The sequence below is a fragment of the Pseudomonas sp. LTGT-11-2Z genome, assembly GCF_003691445.1.
GTDB classification, from domain to species: domain Bacteria; phylum Pseudomonadota; class Gammaproteobacteria; order Pseudomonadales; family Pseudomonadaceae; genus Aquipseudomonas; species Aquipseudomonas monteilii.
This window is the reverse complement of sequence record NZ_CP033104.1, coordinates 3835673-3859193: the sequence shown is the minus strand read 5'-3', so window position 1 is coordinate 3859193 and position 23521 is coordinate 3835673. Positions and strand designations below refer to the sequence as shown.

Annotated in this window: 22 protein-coding genes and 1 pseudogene; 13 read left to right on the top strand and 10 right to left on the bottom strand. The window is 62.9% G+C overall.

Features of this window, described 5'->3' with window-relative positions; translation table 11 throughout:
• Positions 1-41: 41 nt before the first annotated feature.
• From D8767_RS17950 to lpxO, 3 genes are all read right to left on the bottom strand, one after another.
• The gene (locus D8767_RS17950; RefSeq protein WP_028699317.1) at positions 42-611 is read right to left on the bottom strand and encodes a GNAT family N-acetyltransferase; all 570 of its coding nucleotides are present in this window, start codon (positions 609-611) and stop codon (positions 42-44) included.
• A 78-nt stretch (positions 612-689) separates the two neighbouring features.
• Entirely contained in the window at positions 690-1034 is a 345-nt protein-coding gene (locus D8767_RS17945; RefSeq protein WP_013973174.1) for a carboxymuconolactone decarboxylase family protein, read from the bottom strand.
• Positions 1035-1222: 188 nt separating this feature from the next.
• Positions 1223-2122: a lipid A hydroxylase LpxO gene (gene lpxO, locus D8767_RS17940; protein ID WP_016714655.1), complete on the bottom strand. Its 900-nt coding sequence runs from the start codon at positions 2120-2122 to the stop codon at positions 1223-1225.
• Positions 2123-2280: 158 nt separating this feature from the next.
• Between lpxO and thpR the strand changes: the two genes are divergently transcribed.
• Positions 2281-2826, top strand: a complete 546-nt coding sequence (thpR, locus tag D8767_RS17935) for an RNA 2',3'-cyclic phosphodiesterase (protein ID WP_016714654.1) — start codon at positions 2281-2283, stop codon at positions 2824-2826.
• Positions 2827-2889: 63 nt separating this feature from the next.
• On the opposite strand, the gene D8767_RS17930 is transcribed toward thpR, so the two are convergent.
• Complete coding sequence (locus D8767_RS17930) at positions 2890-3795, bottom strand: AraC family transcriptional regulator (protein ID WP_016714653.1); 906 nt, start codon at positions 3793-3795, stop codon at positions 2890-2892.
• A 182-nt stretch (positions 3796-3977) separates the two neighbouring features.
• Between D8767_RS17930 and calA the strand changes: the two genes are divergently transcribed.
• Positions 3978-5030, top strand: a complete 1053-nt coding sequence (gene calA, locus D8767_RS17925) for a vanillin reductase (RefSeq protein ID WP_016714652.1) — start codon at positions 3978-3980, stop codon at positions 5028-5030.
• A 140-nt stretch (positions 5031-5170) separates the two neighbouring features.
• Here the strand turns inward: calA and D8767_RS17920 are convergent, their stop codons facing one another.
• Positions 5171-6487, bottom strand: coding sequence for a hypothetical protein (locus D8767_RS17920; RefSeq protein WP_016714651.1), 1317 nt, complete (start codon positions 6485-6487; stop codon positions 5171-5173).
• Between the two features lie 205 nt (positions 6488-6692).
• Here D8767_RS17920 and D8767_RS17915 point away from each other — a divergent pair, with 205 nt between their 5' ends.
• Entirely contained in the window at positions 6693-7892 is a 1200-nt protein-coding gene (locus tag D8767_RS17915) for a sugar transporter (RefSeq protein ID WP_016714650.1), read from the top strand.
• A gap of 199 nt (positions 7893-8091) precedes the next feature.
• On the opposite strand, the gene ttdB is transcribed toward D8767_RS17915, so the two are convergent.
• Positions 8092-8700 (bottom strand): L(+)-tartrate dehydratase subunit beta, encoded by a 609-nt coding sequence (gene ttdB, locus D8767_RS17910; protein WP_016714649.1) that lies wholly within the window; start codon positions 8698-8700, stop codon positions 8092-8094.
• A pseudogene (gene ttdA / locus D8767_RS17905) lies at positions 8697-9338 on the bottom strand (L(+)-tartrate dehydratase subunit alpha); the annotation flags it as partial. The gene ttdB and the pseudogene ttdA, both read right to left, overlap by 4 nt.
• A 277-nt stretch (positions 9339-9615) precedes the next feature.
• On the opposite strand from ttdA, the gene D8767_RS17900 reads away from it, so the two are divergent.
• Genes D8767_RS17900 through D8767_RS17890 form a run of 3 tightly spaced genes read left to right on the top strand, consistent with a single transcriptional unit; the run spans position 9616 to position 11632 of the window.
• Positions 9616-9870: a helix-turn-helix transcriptional regulator gene (locus D8767_RS17900; protein ID WP_019097992.1), complete on the top strand. Its 255-nt coding sequence runs from the start codon at positions 9616-9618 to the stop codon at positions 9868-9870.
• Entirely contained in the window at positions 9854-11086 is a 1233-nt protein-coding gene (locus D8767_RS17895; protein WP_016714646.1) for a type II toxin-antitoxin system HipA family toxin, read from the top strand. Before D8767_RS17900 ends, D8767_RS17895 begins: the two co-directional genes overlap by 17 nt.
• 60 nt (positions 11087-11146) lie before the next feature.
• Positions 11147-11632: an isochorismatase family protein gene (locus tag D8767_RS17890; protein ID WP_016714645.1), complete on the top strand. Its 486-nt coding sequence runs from the start codon at positions 11147-11149 to the stop codon at positions 11630-11632.
• 145 nt (positions 11633-11777) lie between these two features.
• Here the strand turns inward: D8767_RS17890 and D8767_RS17885 are convergent, their stop codons facing one another.
• Both D8767_RS17885 and D8767_RS17875 read right to left on the bottom strand, forming a co-directional pair.
• On the bottom strand, positions 11778-14549 hold the full coding sequence (locus tag D8767_RS17885; protein ID WP_016714644.1) for an amino acid adenylation domain-containing protein: 2772 nt from the start codon (positions 14547-14549) through the stop codon (positions 11778-11780).
• A gap of 534 nt (positions 14550-15083) precedes the next feature.
• The gene (locus D8767_RS17875; protein WP_016714642.1) at positions 15084-16760 is read right to left on the bottom strand and encodes a sigma-54-dependent Fis family transcriptional regulator; all 1677 of its coding nucleotides are present in this window, start codon (positions 16758-16760) and stop codon (positions 15084-15086) included.
• A 373-nt stretch (positions 16761-17133) separates the two neighbouring features.
• On the opposite strand from D8767_RS17875, the gene D8767_RS17870 reads away from it, so the two are divergent.
• The 7 genes from D8767_RS17870 (at position 17134) to D8767_RS17840 (ending at position 22728) form a co-directional block, all read left to right on the top strand.
• Positions 17134-17391 carry a phenol hydroxylase subunit gene (locus D8767_RS17870; protein ID WP_016714641.1) on the top strand — a complete coding sequence of 86 codons (258 nt, stop codon included), beginning with the start codon at positions 17134-17136 and terminating at the stop codon, positions 17389-17391.
• 55 nt (positions 17392-17446) lie between these two features.
• Positions 17447-18442, top strand: coding sequence for an aromatic/alkene monooxygenase hydroxylase subunit beta (locus tag D8767_RS17865; RefSeq protein ID WP_016714640.1), 996 nt, complete (start codon positions 17447-17449; stop codon positions 18440-18442).
• Positions 18439-18708: an MmoB/DmpM family protein gene (locus D8767_RS17860; protein WP_016714639.1), complete on the top strand. Its 270-nt coding sequence runs from the start codon at positions 18439-18441 to the stop codon at positions 18706-18708. The genes D8767_RS17865 and D8767_RS17860 overlap by 4 nt, the downstream gene beginning before the upstream one ends.
• A 32-nt stretch (positions 18709-18740) precedes the next feature.
• Complete coding sequence (locus D8767_RS17855) at positions 18741-20255, top strand: aromatic/alkene/methane monooxygenase hydroxylase/oxygenase subunit alpha (protein ID WP_016714638.1); 1515 nt, start codon at positions 18741-18743, stop codon at positions 20253-20255.
• Positions 20256-20319: 64 nt separating this feature from the next.
• Positions 20320-20679: a phenol hydroxylase subunit P4 gene (locus D8767_RS17850; RefSeq protein ID WP_016714637.1), complete on the top strand. Its 360-nt coding sequence runs from the start codon at positions 20320-20322 to the stop codon at positions 20677-20679.
• An 11-nt stretch (positions 20680-20690) separates the two neighbouring features.
• A complete protein-coding gene (locus tag D8767_RS17845) occupies positions 20691-21752 on the top strand; it encodes an NADH:ubiquinone reductase (Na(+)-transporting) subunit F (protein WP_016714636.1) in 1062 nt (353 codons plus the stop codon).
• A 76-nt stretch (positions 21753-21828) separates the two neighbouring features.
• The gene (locus tag D8767_RS17840; RefSeq protein ID WP_016714635.1) at positions 21829-22728 is read left to right on the top strand and encodes a transporter; all 900 of its coding nucleotides are present in this window, start codon (positions 21829-21831) and stop codon (positions 22726-22728) included.
• Positions 22729-22777: 49 nt separating this feature from the next.
• Here D8767_RS17840 and D8767_RS17835 read toward each other — a convergent pair whose 3' ends face one another.
• Positions 22778-23476 (bottom strand): pirin family protein, encoded by a 699-nt coding sequence (locus D8767_RS17835; RefSeq protein WP_016714634.1) that lies wholly within the window; start codon positions 23474-23476, stop codon positions 22778-22780.
• Positions 23477-23521: the final 45 nt, after the last annotated feature.

Genomic DNA, 23521 nt, shown 5'->3' with positions numbered 1-23521 from the left:
GCTTGGCAGGCCCGACCGCTTCGCGGGCCTGCTCAAGAACATCAGCGTCCGCGACGGCGCGACACCCGTGCCTCGATGTTCTTGCGCCCGATCAGCAATGGCGGCTTCTCCACCACCGGCTCGTCCGCCAGCCATTTGTACATCACCAGGCAGTCCACCAGCCCCAGGCGGGCATGGCGATAGGCCTTGGGCAAGCGGCCAACGGTCTCGAAGCCCAGTTTGTGCCACAGCGCCACGGCCACTTCATTGCTGGCCACCACCGAGTTGAACTGCAGGGCCAGAAAGCCCTCCTGGCGTGCCAGCTTCTGCGAGTGCTCGCACATCAGGCGCGCCACGCCACGGCCACGCGCCTGTTCGCAGACCATGTAGCCGCAATTGCCCACATGCGCACCAGGCCCGGCAGCATTGGCCTTGAGGTAATACGAACCCAGCATCTCGCCATCTTCTTCGGCCAGCAGCGTGTGCAAGGGCAGTTCCAGCCACACCTGGCGGGCTTGTTCGAAGCTCAGGGCCGGGTCGAAGGCATAGGTTTCACGGGCCTGGACAATGGCCTGGAAGGTGGGCCAGAAACGGTCGAAATCGTCGGGCGTCATGGGGCGAATGTGGATCATGCGGGTTCCTGCGCGGGCTAAGCCGCACAGTCTGGGTCGCGCGGCGCCGTCGCGCAAGGGCGGCGGCGCCGTTTGTGCTCAGCCGTTGGCCTTGCCGACAGCATCCATGGCCCGCGCTGAGTAGACCAGCGCGGCACCGGCATTCATCGCCACCGCCACGCCCAGCGCCTCGGCAATTTCCTCGCGGCTGGCGCCATGCTTGACCGCCTGCTGCGAATGCACGGCGATGCAGCCGTCGCAGCGGGTGGTCACGGCCACCGCCAGAGAGATCAGCTCGCGGGTCTTGGCGTCCAGATGGTTGGTCTTGGCCCCCGCACCGCTGGCGGTCATGTAGCCGGCCACGGTGTCGGGGGAAAGTTGCTTGAGATCGCCGATGCCGGCCATCAACTGCTTACGGTAGGCGTCCCAGTCCATCATGCTCATCGTCTTCACCTTGGGGTGGTTGCGAGTGGAGCTTTCAGGCTAGTCGAAGTGTGGCAAGTGTGAGGCTTGTACTTTGGTGGGTGTTTGCTGAGCTGTTTGTGGGAGCGGGCTTGTCCCGCGAAGGAGGCTGCGCGGAGCATGGCACCGGCTTCGCCGGTGTTTGCGGGGCAAGCCCGCTCCCACATCGGTCAGATGTAGATGAACACCAGAACCAACGCCGCGACCACGGCCCATTTTTCCAAGTAGTAACGCATGCGGTTGCGCTTTTTCAGCGCCTTGCCGCGCTCGCGGATCTTATAGATGCGGGTGAACAGCCGGTTGATACCACCGGTCTTGTCGCCGTCACCGTTGGGCGCGGCGGCGGCGGCCATGACGTTGCGGCTGAACCAGCGGTTGAACGCCGTTGCCCAGCGGTACTTGAGCGGGCGCTCGACGTCACAGAACAGGATGATGCGGTTGTGTTCGGTGGTATTGGCTGCGTAGTGGATGTAGGTTTCGTCGAAGATTACCCCCTCACCGTCGCGCCACGAGTACTTCTCGCCGTCCACGTCAATGTAGCAACCGTCGTCGTTTGGCGTATCCAGGCCCAGGTGATAGCGGTACGAGCCAGCATACGGGTCACGGTGGCGTACCAGCTTGGCGCCCGGCGGCAGGGTGGCGAACATGGCGGCCTTGACCGTGCCGATGCCTTGCAGCAGCTCGGTGGTACGTGGGCACAGGGCCATGGCCGATGGGTGGCTTTCGCCATACCACTTCAGGTAAAAGCGCTTCCAGCCGGTTTTGAAGAACGAGTTGAAACCGACGTCATCGTAATTTTCGGATTTTTTGATTTCGCCCACATGCAGCAACTGGCGGCCCTCTTCACGGATTTCCTGCCAGTGGTCTTGCAGCGGCTTCAGTTCGGGGAAGGCCTCGACCGGCAGGTAAGGCTTAGCCGGGAGCTTGGAAAACAGGTACAGGAAGCTGTTGACTGGGGCCAGGAAACTGGAGTGGTCGCCCAGCTGGCGGGTCAGCTTGTGACGAACCCGACCGCGCAGGTGAACATAGGCGATCGAAAGGACGAAGATGAGTACGAGTGCAATTTTCATGGACGTTTACTTGTCGAAAAATGGCCATGCGCCATGGCATAAGCCAGCCAGCATAAACAATCATGGGGGCAGTTTGTACTTATTGTTACGAAACGACGGGGCGACATTGGTGTAATGCCCTACAGTCTTGCGCAAACGTTTCATGTTCGGGAGTTTGTATGGTTCAGGATGTACGACCCAGCGGTAGCCCCTTCAAACGGCTGTTTTTCGCCCTGCCGGTCAGCGATGTACAGCGCCGTGCCCTGGCCCAGTGGCGCCGGGGTTTGAACCTGCGCAGCGGCAAACCGGTGCCGGCGGCCAACTTCCACGTCACGTTGCTGTTTCTTGGCGATGTGGATGCCGCGCAGGTGCCTGCGATCTGTGCGGTGGTCGATCAACTGGCGCTGCCGGCTACGGCACCACGGCTGTTGCTCGACCGCTTGCAGGTGTGGCCGCGGGCCGGAGCCTTGGTGCTGGAGGCACAGCAGACACCGCCGGCCCTGTTGCAACTGGTGTACGGGTTGCAGCAGGCGTTGTTGCCGCTGGGAGTTGAGGCGGCCGCCCGTGAATATCGGCCGCACTTGACGCTGTCCAGGGATTACCGTGGGCAGCCACCCGAGGCCACCAGCGCGCCGGAGTTCCACCTCGCGGCACGCCACTTCACGCTTTACGAGTCGCGCAAGGGAGCATACTGGCCATTGGCGCAGTGGCCACTTTCGAGTTGACGGTGGCCAAGGCTGAGCTCAAGGCCGCAATCATTGCCATGGTCGAGCGGCAGTAATGGCGCGCTACACCGGCAAGCTCTGATACGGCAACTCATCCCCCGGGCTGCGGTCGAACTGGCGCTTGTACTCGCGGCTGAACTGCGAGGTGCTCTGGTAGCCCACCCGGTGCGCAGCTTGTGCCACCCCCAGGCCTTCGCCAATCAGCATCTGCTGCGCCTTTAACAACCGCAGGCGCTTGAGGTACTGCATCGGTGCCATGTCGGTGCAGCGCTTGAAGTGTTCGTGGAAGGTCGAAACGCTCATGTTTGCCCGCGCAGCCAGTGCTTCCACGCTCAGCGGCTCGTTGTAGTGCGCGCGCAGGTGGGCGAGGGCGGCGCCGATGCGGGCGAAGTGCCCCTGTTGCTCCACCAGCGCCCGCAACACACCGGCCTGTGGGCCGCGCAGGGCGGTGTACAGCACTTCGCGTACGCGCGCCGGGCCCAGCACTTTGGCATCCAGCGGGTCCTGCAGGCAGTGCAGCAGCCGCTCGACACTGTCGCGCATCGGCGCATCCAGCGCTGCCGAGGTCATCGATTGCGGGGTTTGTGCCTGTACTGCAGCGTCCGGTGCCAGGTCCATGCTCTGCACCAGTTCACCCAGAACGCCACGGTCGATGTCCACCGCCACGCCCAGCAAGGGCGCTTCACGGGTGGCGAAGGTTTCACACATGAACGGGACCGACAACGCCTGCACCAGGTAATGCCCGGCGCCATATTCCAGGGTACGTGGCCCCAGGCGCGCCAGCTTGCTGCCCTGGGCCAGGATCATCAGGCTGGGCTCGTAGATCTGAGGGCTGCTGGCCACATAGTGGTCCCAGCTCAGCACCTGCACCTGGGGCAGGTGCGTGGGGACGAAGCCAGGGCGCGTGGCGAGGCTGCGGATCAGCGCGCAGAGCCGCGCGTTGGCGTCGACGTGGCGGGTCAGTTGCATGGTGAACCTGGGGGCAGAGAATCGGACAGCCTAATCATCGCAGATTGAGGGTGTGGCGCCAGATGCTGGCTGGAATCTTCGGAGAATCAGGCATGCATGCCGGAGAATCAGCCGTGTGCCAGGCGGCAAACAGCGCGCAAAATGCGCCGACTGAATCGTTTCACTTTACTGCGAGGCCCTGCATGTATACCGCCATCGGTTACGCCGCCCAAACCCCCACCAGCCCCCTGGCCCCTGTCACCTTCGAGCGCCGCAGCCCACGCCCGGACGATGTCGCCATCGAAATCCTTTACTGCGGCGTGTGCCATTCCGATATCCATCAGGCGCGCAACGAATGGGGCATTGCTGTATACCCGCTGATGCCCGGCCACGAAATCATCGGCCGCGTCACGGCGGTGGGCGGCCAGGTGACTGCGCACAAGGTCGGTGACCTGGTGGGCGTTGGCTGCATGGTCGACTCGTGCCGCCACTGTGAAGCCTGCGCCAAGGACCTGGAGCAATATTGCCTGGAAGGCCCGACCATGACCTACGCCACCCCGGACCGGGTCGACGGCAGCAACACCATGGGCGGTTACTCCAGCAGCATCGTGGTCAGCGAGCACTTCGTGGTGCGCATTCCGGCCGGCATGGACTTGCCCAGCGCGGCGCCTATCCTGTGCGCCGGCATCACCACCTATTCGCCGCTCAAGCACCACGGCGTCGGCCCGGGCCACAAAATCGGCATCCTTGGTATGGGTGGCCTGGGCCACATGGGCATCAAGCTGGCCAAGGCCCTGGGTGCCGAGGTGACCCTGTTCACCCGGTCCCAGGCCAAGGCCGAAGAAGCCCGCCGCCAAGGTGCCGACCACGTGATCGTGTCCACCGATGCCGAGCAGATGCGCGCCGCTGCCGGCCGGTTCGATTTCCTGCTGGACACCATTCCGGTGCAGCACGACCTCAACCCGTACCTTGAAACCTTGAAGTTCGATGGTGTGCATATTCTTGTCGGCCTGATCGAACCGATCGACCCGGCGGTGCACGCGGCCAACCTGGTGATGAAGCGCCGGGTGCTGGCGGGGTCGTTGATCGGGGGCATTGCCGAGACTCAGGAAGTGCTGGATTTCTGTGCCGAGCACAACATCCGTTGCGATATCGAGATGCTGGATATTCGCAATATCAACCAGGCGTACGAGCGGATGATTGCCGGTGATGTGAAGTACCGGTTCGTGATCGACATGGCCACTTTGCAGGGCTGATTATTCGGTTGGCTGTACCGGCCTCTTCGCGGGTAAATCCCTCCCACAAGTACTGCACAGTTTTCGAAGCTTGTGCGATCCCTGTGGGAGCGGGTTTACCCGCGAAGAGGCCTGTACAGGCAACCAAGAGGCTGAATCTGTTACCAGACCATCGCCTTGTCCAACCCCTTCCAGAACAACCACCGCCGGACCTCGCCATGCGCCCCGGTGCCGATCTGCCATTCAGGCCGCCCGCTGTCCAGCGCGATCACCGAAACAACCCCCGCATGGCTCGCCGCCACCAGCGTTTGTCCATCGGCGCTGATATCCATCGCACAGATGGTCGACCCCAAATAATGCTGCCAATGTTCGGTGCCATCCTCGCCGAACGCCCGCAGGTAGCCATAGGCATCCCCCACAATGTACTCGCCATCGCGCGCCACCCCGGCATATACCCTGGCGCCATCCTGCACCAGCGGGGTACGCGGGTCCTGGCTGTAGTAATCGGTATCCAGCCCTGGCAAGTCCGCCACCTTCACTGCCAGCGTGGCACCGCTATGGAAATGGCAGGCATTGACGATCAGCTGGTCACCCGTGCGGTTGAACAACGCAAAGTGCGGGTACTCGCTGCCTGGGCCGATTTCGGCAACCGGCCTGAACTGGGCATCCAGCACCCGGTGACGGGTACCTTGCTCGCCCACCACGATCAGCCGGCCATCCGCCGACACTGCGCCATGCTCCATGCTCAGCCCCAGGCTGATGTCGTCCGGGTCGGTGCCTTCGGCCAGCTCGTCGAGCACCCGCGTTTGTTGCGGCAGCAGGCGAGTCGCACCTTGAGTGGTCAGCACGAAGATCCCTTCGGCGCTTACCAGCAGCACACGCTGGCCATCGGGGAAGGGGACCAGCGCGGTTGGCGCGGGCGGCAGGTCGAACGGCTCGAACGGGTACCCCGGCGGCAACCCCTCAAGCCCGCTTGGCCATGCCAGTCGCTGTACTTGCGGGCCACCCCAGCCGTCTGTCACGCGCACGCCCTCGGCATTGGCCAGGGCGAAGTAGCGGCGGGCCGGGCAGCGGCCGAAGTGCTCGATGCCGATCACCGGTGTCACCCCTTGGCGGTCGATACGCACGACCTGGCCCTTGTCGTAAGGCATGCCGATGCGGGCCAGCAGGCTGCCGTCGTCCAGCAGCAGGACATTGCTGATCCCTTGGCCGTGGTCATCGAGCAACGGTACCAAGGGGTGGTGTGCGGGTGGCCAGGCCTCGCGAAACGCTCGGCGTTGCTGTTCGTCGACGCCAGGGCGATTGGCGGCGTGCAGGGCAGCCAGCCAGGCGTCCAGCAAGTGCCCGGTGGCTGGCGCCTTTGGCTCTTCCAGTTTATCCCAGCCTTGCGCACGGCCCTGCGCGACGTAGTCGTTGACGGCCTGGGCGTAGGCGGTTACCGCCTGCTGCCACTGCTGCTGGGGGTGCTGCTTGTCCATGAGCGGATCGGGCTCCTTGTTGCACTCGCGTTTCACACAAAAGGCGCATGGTACTCCTTCTGCCTGCCACGCGGTTGTGAGGCTCCGGCTTGACGCGTACCATGCCGGGCATTCCTATCAATAACAAAGCGTGCGTTGGCGCCCCTGCAAGCGGGTGGCTGGCGTGCGACCTGTTGCCTTGCCTGCGGAGAAGCGGTTTGCACCCATGAACGGACCCATACCCACCCACCAGCCACCCACGGCGGGCAGCGGCAGCTGGCTGAGCGTCATCGCCCTGGCCCTGGCAGCCTTCATCTTCAACACCACCGAGTTCGTGCCGGTGGCGCTGCTGAGTGACATTGGCCGCAGCTTCGACATGAGCACCGCCCAGGTCGGCCTGATGCTGACCATTTATGCCTGGGTGGTGGCATTGGCCTCGCTGCCGATGATGCTGCTGACCCGTAACGTCGAACGGCGGCGTTTGTTGCTGTGCGTGTTCTTGGTGTTCATTGTCAGCCACTTGTTGTCGTGGCTGTCGCAGAGCTTTGCCATGCTGCTGGTCAGCCGTATCGGTATTGCCTTGGCGCATGCGGTGTTCTGGGCGATCACGGCCTCGCTGGCGGTGCGCGTGGCACCACCGGGCCAGCAGGCCAAGGCGCTGGGCCTGCTGGCCACCGGCACCACCCTGGCCATGGTGCTGGGCATTCCGCTGGGCCGCGTGGTGGGTGAGGCGCTGGGCTGGCGCATCACCTTCCTGAGCATTGCCGGTGTGGCGCTGGTCACCATGCTGTGCCTGATGAAATCGCTGCCGCTGCTGCCCAGCCAGAACTCCGGCTCGTTGCGCAGCCTGCCGATCCTGTTCAAGCGCCCGGCGTTGGTCATTACCTATGCGCTGGTGACGCTGGTGATCACGGCGCAGTTCACCGCCTACAGCTACATTGAGCCGTTCGCGCTGCATGTGGCGCAGATTGGCGGTGAGCGCACCACACTGTTGCTGCTGCTGTTTGGCGGTGCCGGGGTGTTCGGTTCGTTGCTGTTCAGCCGCTACAGCGATCGCTTCCCCCATGGTTTCCTGGTGGGTTCGATCGGCCTGTTGGCAGCGTGCCTGCTGTTGTTGTTGCCGCTGTCGGGCAACTTCTATGCGTTCGCTGCGCTGAGCATGTTCTGGGGCGTGGCGATTCTCAGTTTCAGCTTGTCGCTGCAGTCGAAGACGTTGAAGCTGGCATCCGACGCCACCGATGTGGCCATGGCGTTGTTTTCGGGCATCTACAACATCGGTATTGGTGGTGGTGCGCTGCTGGGCAGTATCGTCAGCAGCCAGATGGACGTGGCGGATATCGGCCTTGTGGGCGGTAGCGTGGCAGTCATCGGGCTGGTGCTGGCGGTTACCAGCACCCGACGGTTCCGCGAGGCACTGGCGCACTGACCTGCGCCTGGCGCGCACGTGTGCCGCTTAGGGGCGCAAGGCGCGCCCCAGCATTCAAACCGCCACGGCGCAGGGCCTGTGGGGTGGGCGTTTGCGGGGAGGGCATGTTATGGGGGGCTGCTGTGGCAGCAATCGGGCAGCAGTGGATGCTGGGACAGCAGCATAAGGGCTGCGGGAACAGGGCCTGCGCGAAATTCTTTTACTTGATAAACCGCACTTGACTGTTGATCTTCTCCATCACCGCCCCCTTGCGCTCATTGAAGCGCGCCTTGTTCTGCTCGAACAGGTTGTTGCCCTTGGTATCGATCGAGATGATCAGCGGCCCGAACTCACGCACGCGGTTCACCCACAGCGTTTCCGGCATGCCCAGGTCCTGCCATTCTGCCCGCTCGATCTCTTCCACCTGAGTGGCCGCCAGCACCGCGCAGCCCCCCGGGAACACCGCATGTACCGCCTTGTTCTCCAGGCAGCCGGTGGTGGTCTCCGGGCCCATGCCGCCCTTGCCGACAATCAGCTTCACACCGGTCTGCTCGATGAACTGTTTCTCGAATTTTTCCATGCGCATGCTGGTGGTTGGCCCGATGGAAACCATCTCGAAGCTGCCGTCGTCTTTCTTCCTGACAATGGGGCCGGCGTGGAAGATCGCGCCGCCACGCAGGTCTACCGGAAGTTCGCGACCCAACTCGATGAGGCGCCGGTGTGCCACGTCGCGGCAGGTCACCAGTTGGCCGGTGAGGTAGACGACATCGCCCACGTTGAGGTTGGCCAGGTCTTCGTCGCTGATCGGGGTGCTGAGGATCTTTTTCACAGTACTACCCCTTCATGGGAGAGGATGTCGTAGGTCAGGTCGGCGTTGATGCGGATCTTGCCGCGGCGGTGGGCCCAGCAACCGGTGGACACCGCCACGCCGATGGTGGAGGGGTGGCGGGCCGAAGACTCGATGTTCACCCCCATCACGCTGCTGTTGCCGGTCAGGCCCTGCGGGCCGATACCGATTTCGTTCAGGCCTTCCTCCAGCAGCTTTTCCATCATGGCCGCGCTTTCATTGGGGTGGCTGGAGTCCACTTCACGCAGAATGGCCTTCTTCGACAGGCGTGCCGCTGTTTCTACCGAGGTCGAAACCCCAACCCCCACCAGCAAAGGCGGGCAGGCATTGACCCCGCGCGAGGTGATCACATCGAAGACAAACTCGGTCACCCCTTCATAGCCTTGCCCCGGCATCAGCACCTTGGCCGAACCTGGCAAGGTGCAGCCGCCACCGGCCATGTACACATCGACAATGCAGTGATCGGCATCGGGGATGATTTCCCAGTCCAGCCACGGGATTTTCGAGCCGGTGTTGGTGCCGGTGTTTTTCTCGATGAAGGTTTCCACCGCGTTGTGGCGCAACGGCCCCTGAATGGTGGCTTCCTTGGTGGCGTTTTCGAGGATGCCTTCCATCTCACCGTCCGGCCAGTGGCCCGCCTTGCAGGGTGTAGTCGACCCACACCGAGGCCAGGTGGCGCGGCACACGTACCGGCGCATTGCCCGCGCACCATCAAGGTGTTGTCGGTCCGGTTGTTGCCGGACACGTGGGTGTGTACGCCAGCGGTGTAGCTCACGGCTTCGGTAATGATGAACACAGCAAGACGTGAGGGGTACGAGGTATACAAGGTTTGATGAATCGAATACGATGCATTTTCAAGGTTTTTCTATTTTTGCACTGTATTCGATGCACTCAAGTATGAATGAATTAGGCAATCTGATAAAAAAACTGCGCAAGGAGGCCGGCCTGTCACAGGCGCAACTTGCCCAGCGGCATGGTATGAGCCGGGCGACCATCTCTGGCATCGAGAACAACACGATTCCCGAAGTCGGGATCCGCAAGGTCGCCGCAATCCTTGAGGGCCTGGGTTACGAGTTGACGGCAACGCCCAAGCGTCGGCGCAAGACCCTTGACGAGTTGAAGGCCGGGGGTATCCATGACCAGTCAGCGTGATCGTTTGTACATTGGCGCCAGCGGTGAGGCTGTCGGAACACTTGGCCGCAGCGAGGATAACCTGCGTGATTCGGTCTTTGTTTACAACGCGGCGGTCACTGAGGAACAGGCTGTTTCCCTGACCATGCCGGTGCGCCTCGAAAGCTACAAGTGGGAGTACGGCATACACCCACTGTTCGAAATGCATATCCCGGAAGGGCACCTCAAAGAGGAATTGATGCGCCGCTTCAGCAAGTCGGTGCGGGGTTTTGACGACTTTGCGCTGCTGGGTATCGTCGGTCCACACCAGCTAGGCCGCATCAGCATTGCCCAGCATGCCAGCGACCAGCCGCTACCGGGCATCAAGCTCGCCAACCTGCTGATTCACGACGGAGCCACAGACCTGTTCAATGACCTTTTGAGCACTTACGCGACCTATTCAGGGGTATCAGGTGTTCAACCCAAGGTGCTGGTGCGTGATACCGATGAAGTAGGAGCCGAAGTTGGCCGGTTCACCCATCGAGGTGCTACGCACTTGGTGAAGGCATTCAATGAAGCAGAGTTCCCGCAGTTGGCCGCCAACGAGTTTTTCTGCATGCGGGCGGCCCTTCACTGTGGCCTTGAGGTACCGGAATTTCAACTGAGCCAGCATGGGCAGTTTCTGGTTGTGAGACGCTTCGACATCGGCAGCGACAGCTACCTCGGGTTTGAAGACATGTGTGTGCTTTCCGGGTGGGGGACGCGCAAGAAGTACGACGGCAGTTACCAAGGCTGCGCGCAACTGATCAAACTTTATGTCACCCCCGGCCGGGTACCGGACGCGCTGGAAAGCTTCTTCACGCTGGTAGCGCTTTGTGCGGGCATTCAGAACGGCGATGCTCACTTGAAGAACTTCGGCCTGCTGTACGAGAACTGTGCGGAAGATGCCGACATCCGGCTTGCACCCGCTTACGATTTGGTGACCACGACGGTGTACAACAGCCACGATATCATGGGGCTGTTGCTGGGTGGCTCCAAGGCCTGGCCCAAACGCAAGATGCTGGTGCAGTTCGGGCGCACCGCCTGCAACCTTACGCAATCGCGCTGCGATGAGTTGCTTAACAAAGTCGAAGTCGGCATCAACCGTGCGATGGCGGAATTATCGGATTATCGCAACAGCCATCCGGCATTTGAGCGCATAGGGGAGAAGATGGCCGCTGCGTGGGCCCAGGGCATGAACAGAAGTATTGTGGCCTAGGGTTTGGGACCTGGCCACGCGTTATACTCCGCGCCATTTTGCCAATGGCCGGAGTACGCTATGCGCCAGGTTTTGCTCATCGTCGATGTCCAGTCCACCTTCAGCCCGCCCGAGTGGCTGGTTGATGGTTTGCGGCGGTTGTCAGCGAATATCCCTACCATTGCTTCGGTCGAGTTGCATGACGAACAGGTCACACCGTTCGAGCGGCAACTCGGCTGGCACCCGGCGGCTGAGGACGAGAGCCTGGTCGAAGCCGACCAGGTCTTTATCAAGCATGGCTACGGGCAGAGCGCCGAAGCTATCGAGTACATTCGGCAGCTGGGTGTAGAGCGGGTGCTGGTGTGCGGGCTGCAGACCGAAACCTGCGTGCTGGCCGCTGGCTTTGCCCTGTTCGATGCGGGGCTGACGCCTACCCTGGTGACGGACATGACCGTAGGCTCTTCGCTGGACCGTTCGGGCAAGCTGGGCATCGCGTTGTGGCAGCATCACTTCCGTCAAGTCACTACTTCGGTAGAGGTACTGGCCGAACTGGCCGGACAGGCCTGACGCATGTCGTCACTTTACCGTCATCTGGCGCCTCGAGCTCCCGGGCCAGGTCAATGTGCTGGCGATTCCCAAACCTGTGAAGTTGCAGGATGGCGACGTCGATTATAGCGCCCGCTACAGTACGTGGTATCGGAATTGCCCAGCCTCAAGCGGAGGTGGCGCGCTCGGCTGCATCTGCTCCGCGCGCCGGGTTCTGCCTGTTCTTGCGGTTGAATAGAAGGCGCAACAGGGTATTCCAGCAGTAGGCCACCAGCACCCCGCCGGCCAGTGCCAGGGTTACCTCGAACAGTGGGTGATTGAAAATACGGCCCGCCAGCGACAGGAACTGGAAATGTGTCAGGTAGATATACAAGGTTGACGAGGCAATCACCGCACCTGCCCGTGCCACCAGGGCAGGCACTGGCACCGAGCGAACCCAGATCAGGGCCAGCATCGCCGGCAGCGCGATATCGATATAGCGCGAGAATGTCTGCCAGCCCACGCCGGCAATCGCCATCAGGTCCAGCTCGCCGACCACCAGCACCGCCACCGCGCTGGCCACCCATTTACGCGCGGTAGTGTCGGCATGGTGCACAGCCATGCCCAACACCATGACGGCCAGGAAATGCTGTGGTACCCGGTTGAACAGCGCACCGGCGTCGAACACGAAGCGGCTGACCAGCACATCCAATGCCACCAGCGCACAGGTCGCAATGATCAGGCAGCGGAACGGGTCGGCGAGGACCACCTGGCGCACACGCCGGATCGACAACACCAGGCCGATGATCAGGATCATCTGCACCAGCACTTCGATGTACCAGTAATTGAACACACTGACCTCGCTGGCCGGGAACCAGTTGGAAACCAACAGCAGCGATTGCCAGTGCAGGTGGTCGAATACCAGCTGGATCAGCGCGGTGTACAGCACCGTTGGCACCACGATGGCTGCCAGCGACCTGAGCAGTGTGCGCGCATCGCCACGTTCTTCGATGGCCTTGAGCTGGAATCGCGCCAGGCTGATGCCGGAAACCAGGAACAGCACCGACGTTTCGCCCACGATCAGCCAGTGGTCGAACGCGCTCAGGTGGCCGACCACGATCAGGATGATGGCAAGCATGCGCACGAACACCGGCATTTCCATCACCCGCCAAGGGCCCTTGGGCGGTGCGCTCAGTTCGGCCAGCTGGCTCACCGGCAGGGTTTCCCAACGTTCAGGGAGGTGACCGATCAGTTCCTCCAGCACGCGTGAAGCCTGCACGAACGACAGTGAATCGCCGCCCAGCTCGACGAAACTCAACCTGGCATCCAGGCGTGGCACCTGGAGGATGCGCGCCCAGGCGGTGCTCAGCTTTTCCGCCAGTGGGGACAGGAGCACGTTGGCCGTGTCGTCAAAGGGCGCAGGCAGGGCGCGTTTGTCGAGCTTACCGTTTGGGGTGAGCGGCAGGGCATCGAGGAACACGAAAAGCGCCGGCACCATGTAGTCCGGCAGTTGGCCGCTGAGCGCCTGGCGCAGTGCATCGGGGGTGGTGGGCGTGCGGCTGACGCAATAGGCAACCAGCCGGGTCGAGGCGCTGTCGTGATTAGCCACGACCACGCATTGCCCGATGTGCGGGTGGCGGGTGATGGCGTTTTCGATTTCCGCCAGCTCGATGCGATGGCCACGGATTTTCACCTGGCTGTCGCCGCGTCCCAGAAAACGGGCGCTGCCATCGACCAGGTAGGTGCCCAGGTCACCCGTGCGGTAGCAGCGGTCGCTTGAGTCGCCGGTGAACGGGTTGGCGACGAACTTGGCCTCGGTCAGTGCCGGGTCGCCCCAGTAGCCTTGGGACAGGTAGGGGCTGCGGATCAGGATTTCGCCCGTTTCCCCTTCGCTGACCAACTGGTTGGCCGGGTTGACCACCAGCAACTGTGCATTGGCGATGCCCTTGCCCAATGGGACACGCGCATTGTCGGCGTGCGGGTCAAGCATATGGAAGGCCATTGCTTGTGGTGTTTCGGTGGTGCCGTAGAAGTTCACATTGACGGCGTTGGGCGCAATGGCGCGGATTTGTTGGTACAGCGCCGGGCTGAGCGCATCGCCGCCCCAGAACAGGTAGCGTAGCCGGTCGAGCACCTGGCCATTCAGGTGTGCGCCGGTTTCGATCAGCTTGCCCAGTGGCGGGGTGAGGTGGATCACGCTCACGTTGTGCTGATGAATCCAGCTGGCCAGCCGGGACGGGTCGGTCAGGGTTGGCTGGGCAGGGCAGGCGATGGTCGCGCCGATCGACAGAGGCGTGAACACGTCGCGGTACACCGGGTCGTGGCCCAGGCCGGAAAGCAGGGAGAAGGTGTCGGCCTGGCTGAAGCGATGCCGGCGTACATGCCAGTCGATGAAGTGCACCAGCGGCGCGTGGTGGGTGACGATGCCCTTGGGTTCACCGGTGCTGCCCGAGGTGAAGGTGATGTAGGCAGGGTGTTCGGGGTTTACGGCGGGCAGCGCCACAGGCAGGTTGGGGAAGGCTTGCAGTGCGTCAGCGGGGGCTTGCGGCACCGTAACGACAAGAGGGCAGTCGGTATCGACGGTCGCCTCGCCACAGCGCAGGACCACGGCCGGCCCCAATGTGCGGACGATCTGTGCAATGCGCGCAGGCGGGTAGGCGGCGTCGGCCACGGTAAAGGCCAGGCCGGCGCGCAGGCAGCCGAGCATGGCGTATACCAGGGCGGCGCAGCGGCTGGCGACGATGACCACACGATCGGTGCCGCTGGCAGCGTTTTCTACCAGATAGGCGGCAATGCCCTGACTGATCTGCGCGAGCTGGGCATAGCTGCAGGTGGTGTGCTGGGCATGAATGGCGATGGCATCCGGGCAGTGACCGGCCTGTTCGAGGAAGGCGTGGTGAATGGGCTGCTCGGCACGGTACTCCAGGCACAGCGTCGGGTTCGGGCGCAGGTCCGGCATGATGGGTAAGGGCTCCGCATGAACGTTGGGGCTGGCTGGTAGCACAACGCTAGTGCAGGGTGGCCGGTGGCGCCAATGAGAGTGGCTGTTGCGCGATAGCCGGGTGCGCACCCTGTGAGAGAGGATTTACCTGCGAACACTCGCAAAGACGGTGCCACGCACCACGCTGTATTTTTGACCGCCCAAAGGATCAATCTCAGATGTTTCCTACAAGGAATTAGGACGCCCATGAACCTTCGGCAAGCGATTCCTCGTTAGTGTTCAGGGACCATCACGGTCCCTTTCAAGGCCTACTGGGCTATCGCCCGGCTCTTCATGCAGCAAGGCCCTGAAGCCCTACCCACATTCGTGCACCCACCCCGCGACTGGAACGACGACGATGGCCTGAGCCACATGCATTGCCTGGCACCAAAGGTTGAATGGCCAGCGGACATAGACCGCGAATCCCGTACTGCACCCTCTGAAGAAGCTGCAGTGGATGGCACCGGCTAGAACCGCTCTCACAGGGGCTCTGCAAAAATTGCTACGGTGGATTCACCCCCTCTTCAGCCTGTAGGCCAGGGCAGGGCGGGTCATGCCGAGCAGGCGGGCGGCTTCGGAAACGTTCTGCCCACAGCGCTGCATGGCCTCCTGCATCAGCACCGCCTCGACGGCGTCCAGGCCTGTACCGCTGTCGAGAATCTGCGCCACCCAGCCGGGCGTAGCCTGGTCACCGTCTACCACCAGCCGGCCATCGCTGCCCAGTCCGATACTGTCGAAAGCCGGAGGGGCATGCGGGAACAGCGCGTCCAGGCCGATACTCTGATTCTCGTCGGTGATGATCACCCCGCGCTCCATGAGGTTTTCCAGTTCGCGGATGTTGCCCGGCCAGTCGTATTGCAGGCACACCTGCATCGCCCGGTCGCTGAGCCCACGGGTTTTCTTGCCGTAGCTGTGGTGCAGGCGGCCGAGGAAGTGCTCGATCAGCAGCGGGATGTCTTCGCGGCGTTCGCGCAGTGCGGGAATGTGCACCGGGAACACGTTCAGGCGGTAGAAAAGGTCGGCCCGAAAGCGCCCATCCTTCACGGCCTGTTCGAGGTTTTCGTGGGTGGCGGCGATCACCCGTACATCCACCGGCCGCGTGCGGCTGTCACCCACGCGCTCCAGTTCGCCTTCCTGCAGCACACGCAACAGGCTGGCCTGGGCGCGTGGGGTCAGCTCGACGATTTCGTCCAGGAACAGCGTGCCGCCGTTGGCCCGTTCGAAGCGGCCCATGCGTGCCTGCTGGGCGCCGGTGTAGGCGCCTTTCTCCACGCCGAACAGCTCGGCTTCGATCAGGTCCGGCGGTATGGTCGCGCAGTTCAGCGCCACGAACGCGGCGCCAGCGCGCTCGCTGCGCAGGTGCAGGCTGCGGGCGATCACTTCCTTGCCAACCCCGGTTTCGCCCAGCAACAGCACCGAGGCCTTGCCAGGGGCGACTTTGTCGGTGAGTGCGCAGCAGCGCCGGTACACCGCCGACTGGCCGATGCCATAGAACTGCCCCGACTCGTACTGCAGGCGCTGGCGCAGGTTGGCCACCTGCACCTGCAGCGACTGCAGCTCGTCGATCACCGGGTCGCTCTGGAAGTAGCGCAGGAAGGTGTCGGCATCCTCCCATTGCTCCACTGGCTTGCCGATGATGCGGCATTCGCTGCCACCGCAGCCACGGCAACTGACCTCCTTGTACAGCACCTGGCGGCCGAGGAAGAACGAGCTGTAGCTGATGGCGTAACCGAGCAGCATCCAGCACACCGGTTGCTCGGAATGGATGGCTTCGGACTGGCAGTTTTCCACCTCGAAGGAGTCCTGCCATTCGATGTCGGCGTAGAAATGGCCGTTGTCCAGGTCGATTTCCAGCTGCAGCGGGCGCACCTTGACCATGCCCTTGAGCGAATGCAGTTGCGGGCCGATGAAGAACATGTCCACCGGGTTGCCATTGGGCCGCAGCTTGCGCGCCAGCTCGGCGTCCTTCAGCCCCGACTGGTAACCCAGGCGCAGGAAGAAGCCCTTGGCCCGCTCCACGCCAAGCATTTCGATCAGCTCGCGGCGCATGCTGGCCATGGTTGCGGCCTGCACCAGCAGCATGCGCTGCTCGTCCAGCCAGATCTTGCCTTCGGTGCCTTCGAACCGTACCCGTTCGGTCAGGTCCTTCAGCGCCGGCGCAGGTTCCGGTGCCCTGTACTGGGTAATCATTCGCTTGCGCCCCTTGTTTGTAGTTGTATGGGGAATTGGCGTGCACCCGCTCAGGCAAGGCGGGTTTGCTGGTCACGCCGGGACGACCGCAGTCTGCAGGCAAGGCCCGGGTCGTTCTCTTTTCTAAACCGCCTGAAAGCGGCGCAAAAGTCAATCGCCGGTGACGTTTGCCATTTGCTCAAACGGCGCTGGCGCATTTGAGCAAATGATCAAACGGGCAGACTGCAGCGTGCGCATAGCGCTGCCTCAGGGTAACGCGTAAAAAAATAAAAGCCTTTAAAAACAATTAGTTGTGTTGAATTTTTGGCGATTTCAAAGCGCCTGGCACAGCCGTTGCTCTAGCCCCTGGCACGTCCAACCAGAGCACCAGCGCATGACTCAAGCCACCACCACCTTCGAGCAAATGCCGCGCTACGTCCGTGTACGTAGCGAGCCGGACGCCGCCTTCGTCGAGTTCGACTTTGCCATCGGTTACCCGGACCTGTTCGTCGAACTGGTCCTGCCGCGCACCGCCTTCGCCAGCTTCTGCGCCAGCAACCGGGTGCGCCACATGGACGCTGCGATGGCTGCTGCCGTCGATGCCGACATGCGCAAGTGGCGCTATGGCGAAAGCCGCGACGCGGACGAGTAGCGCGCCGCCTGCTGGCGCATTGCATTCCCACAACAACAAGTACAGGACGCCTTGCATGAGTATCGAGATCAAGACGGCCACGGTCGAGCCGATCCGCCAGACCTTCAGCCACATCCGCCGCCGTTTCGGTGACAAGCCGGCCAGCCGCTACCAGGAAGCCAGCTTCGACATCGAGGCCGCCACCAACTTCCACTACCGCCCGCTGTGGCAGCCCGACAAGCTGCTCAACGACCCCAGCCGTACCGCCGTGCAGATGGCTGACTGGTACGCCGTCAGCGACCCGCGCCAGTACTACTACGGCGCCTACGTGCAAGCCCGGGCACGCATGCAGGAAAACGCCGAGCACAGCTTCGCCTTCTGCGAAAAGCGCGAGCTGCTGGCCAGCCTGCCGGCCGAAACCCGTGCTTTGGTCGCGCGCCTGCTGCTGCCGCTGCGCCATGCCGAGCTGGGCGCCAACATGAACAACAGCGGCATTGCCGCCGACGCGTTCGGCACCAGCGTCACCCAGATGCACATGTTCCACGCCATGGACCGCCTGGCCATTGCCCAGTACCTGTCGCGCATCGGCCTGCTGCTGGAGGACGACGGCCTGGCGTTGTTGGCCGAGGCCAAGCAGCGCTGGCTGGACGAGCCGGCCTGGCAAGGGCTGCGCCGCTATGTGGAGGACAGCCTGGTGGTGCGTGACTGGTTCGAGCTGAGCCTGGCGCAGAACCTGGTCAGCGACGGCCTGCTGTATCCGCTGTTGTTCGAACACTTCGATGCGCAGCTGGTGGCCATCGGGGCAGGGCAGCTGGGCATGCTCACCGAGTTCATGCGCCTGTGGTTTGCCGAAAGCCAGCGCTGGGTCGATGCGCTGGTCAAGACGGCCGCAGCCGAGAGCCCATACAACCGTGAGTTGATCGAAGGCTGGGTGTGTGAGTGGCGCAGCCGTGCCGTGCAAGCGCTGCTGCCGCTGGCCGAGGCCGGCCCAGGCCGTGACGCGCTGGATGCTTGTGACAGCGCCTTTGGCGCACGCCTGAAAAAACTTGGCCTCAGTGGAGACGCCGCATGACTTCCCTCGTGTACATCGCCTTCCAGGACAACGACAGCGCCCGCTACATCGTCGAGGCCATCACCCAAGACAACCCGCATGCCCAGGTGCAGCACCAGCCGGCGATGATCCGCGTGCAGGCCGAAGGGCGCCTGGAAATCCACCGCGCCACGGTGGAAGAAATGATCGGCCGTGAATGGGACGTGCAGGAAATGCTGATCGACGTGATCACCCTCGGCGGCAACGTCGAGGAAGACGAAGACTGCTTCGCCCTGCACTGGAACTGATCCGCACAACGACAAGAACAAGGGAGACCACCATGGCCGCCAAGCGCCTCAACCAGAAAGACAAGTACCGCTGCCTGACCCGCGACCTGGGCTGGGAGCCAAGCTACCAGAGCAAGGACGCCATCTACCCCTACGAGCGGTTCGAGGGCATCAAGATCACCGACTGGGACAAGTGGGAAGACCCGTTCCGCCTGACCATGGACGCCTACTGGAAGTACCAGGCCGAAAAAGAGAAGAAGCTGTACGCCATCTTCGATGCCTTCGCCCAGAACAACGGCCACCAGAACATCTCTGACGCCCGCTACGTGAACGCCCTGAAACTGTTCCTGAGCGGCGTCACCCCGCTGGAGTACCAGGCCTACCAGGGCTTCGCCCGTGTCGGCCGGCACTTTGGTGGCGCCGGCGCACGGGTGGCCTGCCAGATGCAGGCCATCGACGAGTTGCGCCACGTGCAGACCCAGGTGCACGCCATGAGCCACTACAACAAGCACTTCAACGGCCTGCATGACTTCGCCCACATGCACGATCGGGTGTGGTTCCTGTCGGTGCCCAAGTCGTTCTTCGAAGATGCGCGCACAGCCGGCCCGTTCGAGTTCCTCACCGCAATTTCGTTCTCGTTCGAGTACGTGCTGACCAACCTGTTGTTCGTGCCGTTCATGTCGGGTGCCGCGTTCAACGGTGACATGGCCACGGTCACCTTCGGCTTCTCGGCGCAGTCCGACGAAGCCCGGCACATGACCCTGGGCCTGGAGGTGATCAAGTTCCTGCTGGAGCAACACGAGGACAACGTGCCCATCGTGCAGCGCTGGATCGACAAGTGGTTCTGGCGCGGTTACCGGCTGCTGACCCTGGTCGGGATGATGATGGACTACATGCTGCCCAACAAGGTGATGTCCTGGGCCGAAGCCTGGGAGGTGTACTTCGAACAGGCCGGTGGCGCGTTGTTCAAGGACCTGGAACGCTATGGCATCCGCCCGCCGAAGTACGTCGAGCAGACCACCATCGGCAAGGAACACATCAGCCACCAGGCCTGGTCGATTTTCTACCAGTACAGCCAGGCCACCAACTTCCACACCTGGATCCCCACCGACGAGGAGCTGGACTGGCTGTCGGCCAAGTACCCGGACACCTTCGACCGCTACTACCGGCCGCGCTACGAGCATTGGCGCGAGCTGCAGGCGCGCGGCGAGCGCTTCTACAACCCGACGCTGCCGATGCTGTGCCAGATCTGCCAGATCCCGCTGGCCTTCACCGAGCCGGATGCGCCCACGCAACTGAGCCACCGCAGCCTGGTGCATGAGGGCGAGCGCTACCACTTCTGCTCCGATGGCTGCTGCGACATCTTTGCCTTCGAGCCGGAAAAGTACGTGCAGGCCTGGCTGCCGGTGCATCAGATCCTGCAGGGCAACTGCGGTGGCGGCGATGTCGAGGCGGTGGTGCGCGACTACTACAACATCGACCCCGGGCAGGACAACTTCGAGTACCAGGGTTCGCCCGAGCACCAGCGCTGGGATGCCTTGCAAGGCACCGGGCGCAAGGCCGGCTGAGCCACCGAACCACCAGGGCGCCGTTGACGCGCCCTGGCCTTACAAGAACAAGAGGAACAACGCCATGCCCGTGACCGCCATTGGCACCTACACTGCCCAGCCCCTTGACCGCCAGGCCAACTTCCACGGCGCCCAGCTGGTGTACCTGTGCTGGGAAAACCACCTGCTGTTCTGCGCACCGTTCACCCTGCCGGTGGACCCGGCGCTGCCCTTCGCCGCTTTCATCGAGCAGGTGGTCAAACCGGCCATTGCCCTGCACCCGGATGCCGCCCAGGTGGACTTCGCCACTGCGCGGTGGCGCCTGGATGAGCAGCCCTTCACGCCCGACCTGGCCCGTGGCCTGGCGGCCAACGGCATCACCCACAAAAGCCTGCTGCACCTGCATACCCCCGGCCTTGAAGGCCTGGGCGGCAGCCACAACTGAGGAGTGCCGCCATGAGCTATCAAGTCACCATCGAACCCACTGGTGAACAGATTGAAGTAGAGGAGGGGCAGACCATTCTCGAAGCCGCCCTGCGCCAGGGCGTGTGGCTGCCGTTTGCCTGCGGCCACGGCACCTGCGCTACCTGCAAGTGCCAGGTACTGGAAGGCGAGGTCGACCTCGGTGCCGCTTCGTCCTTCGCCCTGATGGACATGGAACGCGACGAGGGCAAGGTGCTGGCCTGTTGCGCCATCCCGCAGAGCGACCTGGTCATCGAGGCCGACATCGACGTCGACCCGGACTTCGCCGGCCTGCCGGTGCAGGACTACCACGCCGTAGTCACTCGGCTGGTCGAACTGTCACCGACCATTCGCGGCGTGCACCTGAAACTCGACCGGCCGATGGCCTTCCAGGCCGGGCAGTATGTGAACCTGCAACTGCCAGGCATTGAAGGCAGTCGCGCATTTTCCCTGGCCAACCCGCCCCAGCAGGCGGATGAGATGGAACTGCATGTGCGCCTGGTGGAAGGCGGCGTGGCCACGGGGTACATTCACCAGCAGCTCAAGGTGGGCGATGCGCTGGCGCTGTCCGGCCCATACGGGCAGTTTTTCGTGCGCAGCTCACAACCGGGCGACCTGATTTTCATCGCTGGCGGCTCGGGGCTTTCCAGCCCGCAGTCGATGATCCTCGACTTGCTGGCCCGTGGCGATACCCGCCGCATCACCCTGTTCCAGGGCGCTCGTACCCGTGCCGAGCTGTACAACCGCGAACTGTTCGAAGCGCTGGCTGCCCGCCATGCGAACTTCAGCTATGTGCCAGCCCTCAGCCAGGCTGCCGAAGACGCGCAGTGGCAAGGTGTGCGCGGTTATGTGCACGACGCGGCCAGGCAGCATTTCGATGGCCGCTTCAACGGCCACAAGGCTTACCTGTGCGGCCCACCACCCATGATCGATGCGGCCATCACTTGCCTGATGCAGGGCCGACTGTTCGAACGCGACATCTTCATGGAGCGCTTCTACAGCGCCGCAGACGGTGCCTCCGAAGGCCAGCGTTCGGCCCTGTTCAAACGCATCTGAACCTTTTGGCGTCTGGCTCCCTGGCCACAGGGGGCTGGCGTGCACCCGACCGATAACAACAAGAAAGGTTGACCCGATGACCCCGACCCTTGCAAACCTGCTGCGCCTTGCCGTGTGTGCCTCGTTGTTCGGCGCTGCCAACCTGTCCCATGCCACCGAAGGCGGCGGCACGTCTTACCCGCTCGGTGCCGAAAACTACATGTCCGGCGCCATGCCACCACCGGGTTTTTATGGCCAGCTGTTCGTCAACCACTACGAAGCCGACAACCTGCGTGGCAACGACGGGCGCAAACTACCGGTGGACTTTCGTGTACGTGCCAACGCCATCGTGCCGCGGTTGATCTGGGTGAGTGACTACACCGTGCTAGGTGGCAGCCTGGCGTTGCATGCCATCGTGCCGCTGGTGGATGTGAGGGTCTCGCTCAATGGCCAGTCGCAGCACAACAGCGGCCTGGGCGACGTGATCTTCGGCCCGGCGCTGGGCTTTCACCACAGTGACAAGTTTCACAGCATCCTGGCCTTCGACATGATTGCCCCCACCGGCCGCTACGACAAGAACGACCTGGCCAACCCCGGGCGCAATTACTGGGTGTTCGAGCCGGTGTATGCGATGAGCTACATCGACCCGGCCGGGCTCAACCTGGATGCCAAGGTGATGTACGACTTCAACCGGCGCAACCCGGCCACCGATTACCGCTCGGGGCAGGAGTTTCATGTGGACTATGCCGTGGGATGGGGGCTTGGGAATGGCTGGGTGCTGGGGGTAGGGGGGTATTACTATCGGCAGACGACTGACGACCGTCAGGACGGTGAGCGTATCGAAGACAACAAGGGGCGCAGCTTTGCCATCGGCCCGTCGATCAAGTACAGCGGCAAGGATGGCTGGTTCGTGACGGCGAAGTGGTCTAAGGAAACCGAAGTGCGCAACCGCGCCCAGGGTGATGCTTACTGGTTGAAGCTGACGCTACCCTTCTGAAAATGGGGCCAGTGCAGACATTACAAGGCTGCCTGTACTGGCCGATTCATCAGGCCACATCTACCAGCACGATCTCGCTGTCTTCGATGGCGGTCACCCGCAACACTTCTTCCTGCTCGATCGCCACGCCATCACGCGCCTTGGCCCGCAACCCGTTCACCTCCACCAGCCCCTTGGCCGGCACCAGGTAACCCCGGCGTGCGGCATCGAAGCGGTACTCGGCAGTTTCACCCGCACGCAAGGTAGCAGCCACCAGCCGCGCATCGGTGCGAATCTGCAGGCTGTCTTCATCGCCCACGCGGCCGCTGGCCAGGGTCACGAAGCCTTCACCACGTTCGCCTTTGGGGAACGGCCGGGTGCCCCACTGCGGTGCTTCACCGGTGCGCTCCGGCACGATCCAGATCTGGAAGATACGGGTATCGACGTCCTCCAGGTTGTACTCGCTATGCACGATGCCGGTACCGGCGCTCATTACCTGCACGTCACCGGCTTCGGTGCGGCCCTTGTTGCCCAGGCTGTCCTGGTGGCTGATCGCGCCTTCACGCACATAGGTGATGATTTCCATGTCGCGGTGCGGGTGCGGCGGGAAACCGCTGCCGGCTGCGATCAGGTCGTCGTTCCATACCCGCAGGTTGCCCCAGTGCATGCGCGCCGGGTCGTAGTACTCGGCAAACGAGAAATGGTGGTGGGCGTCGAGCCAGCCATGGTTGGCGTGGCCGAGGCTATCAAACGGTCGCAGTTGCAGCATGATCGTGCTCCTTGAATCAGTGGAATGACGCCATGATGCGCTAAA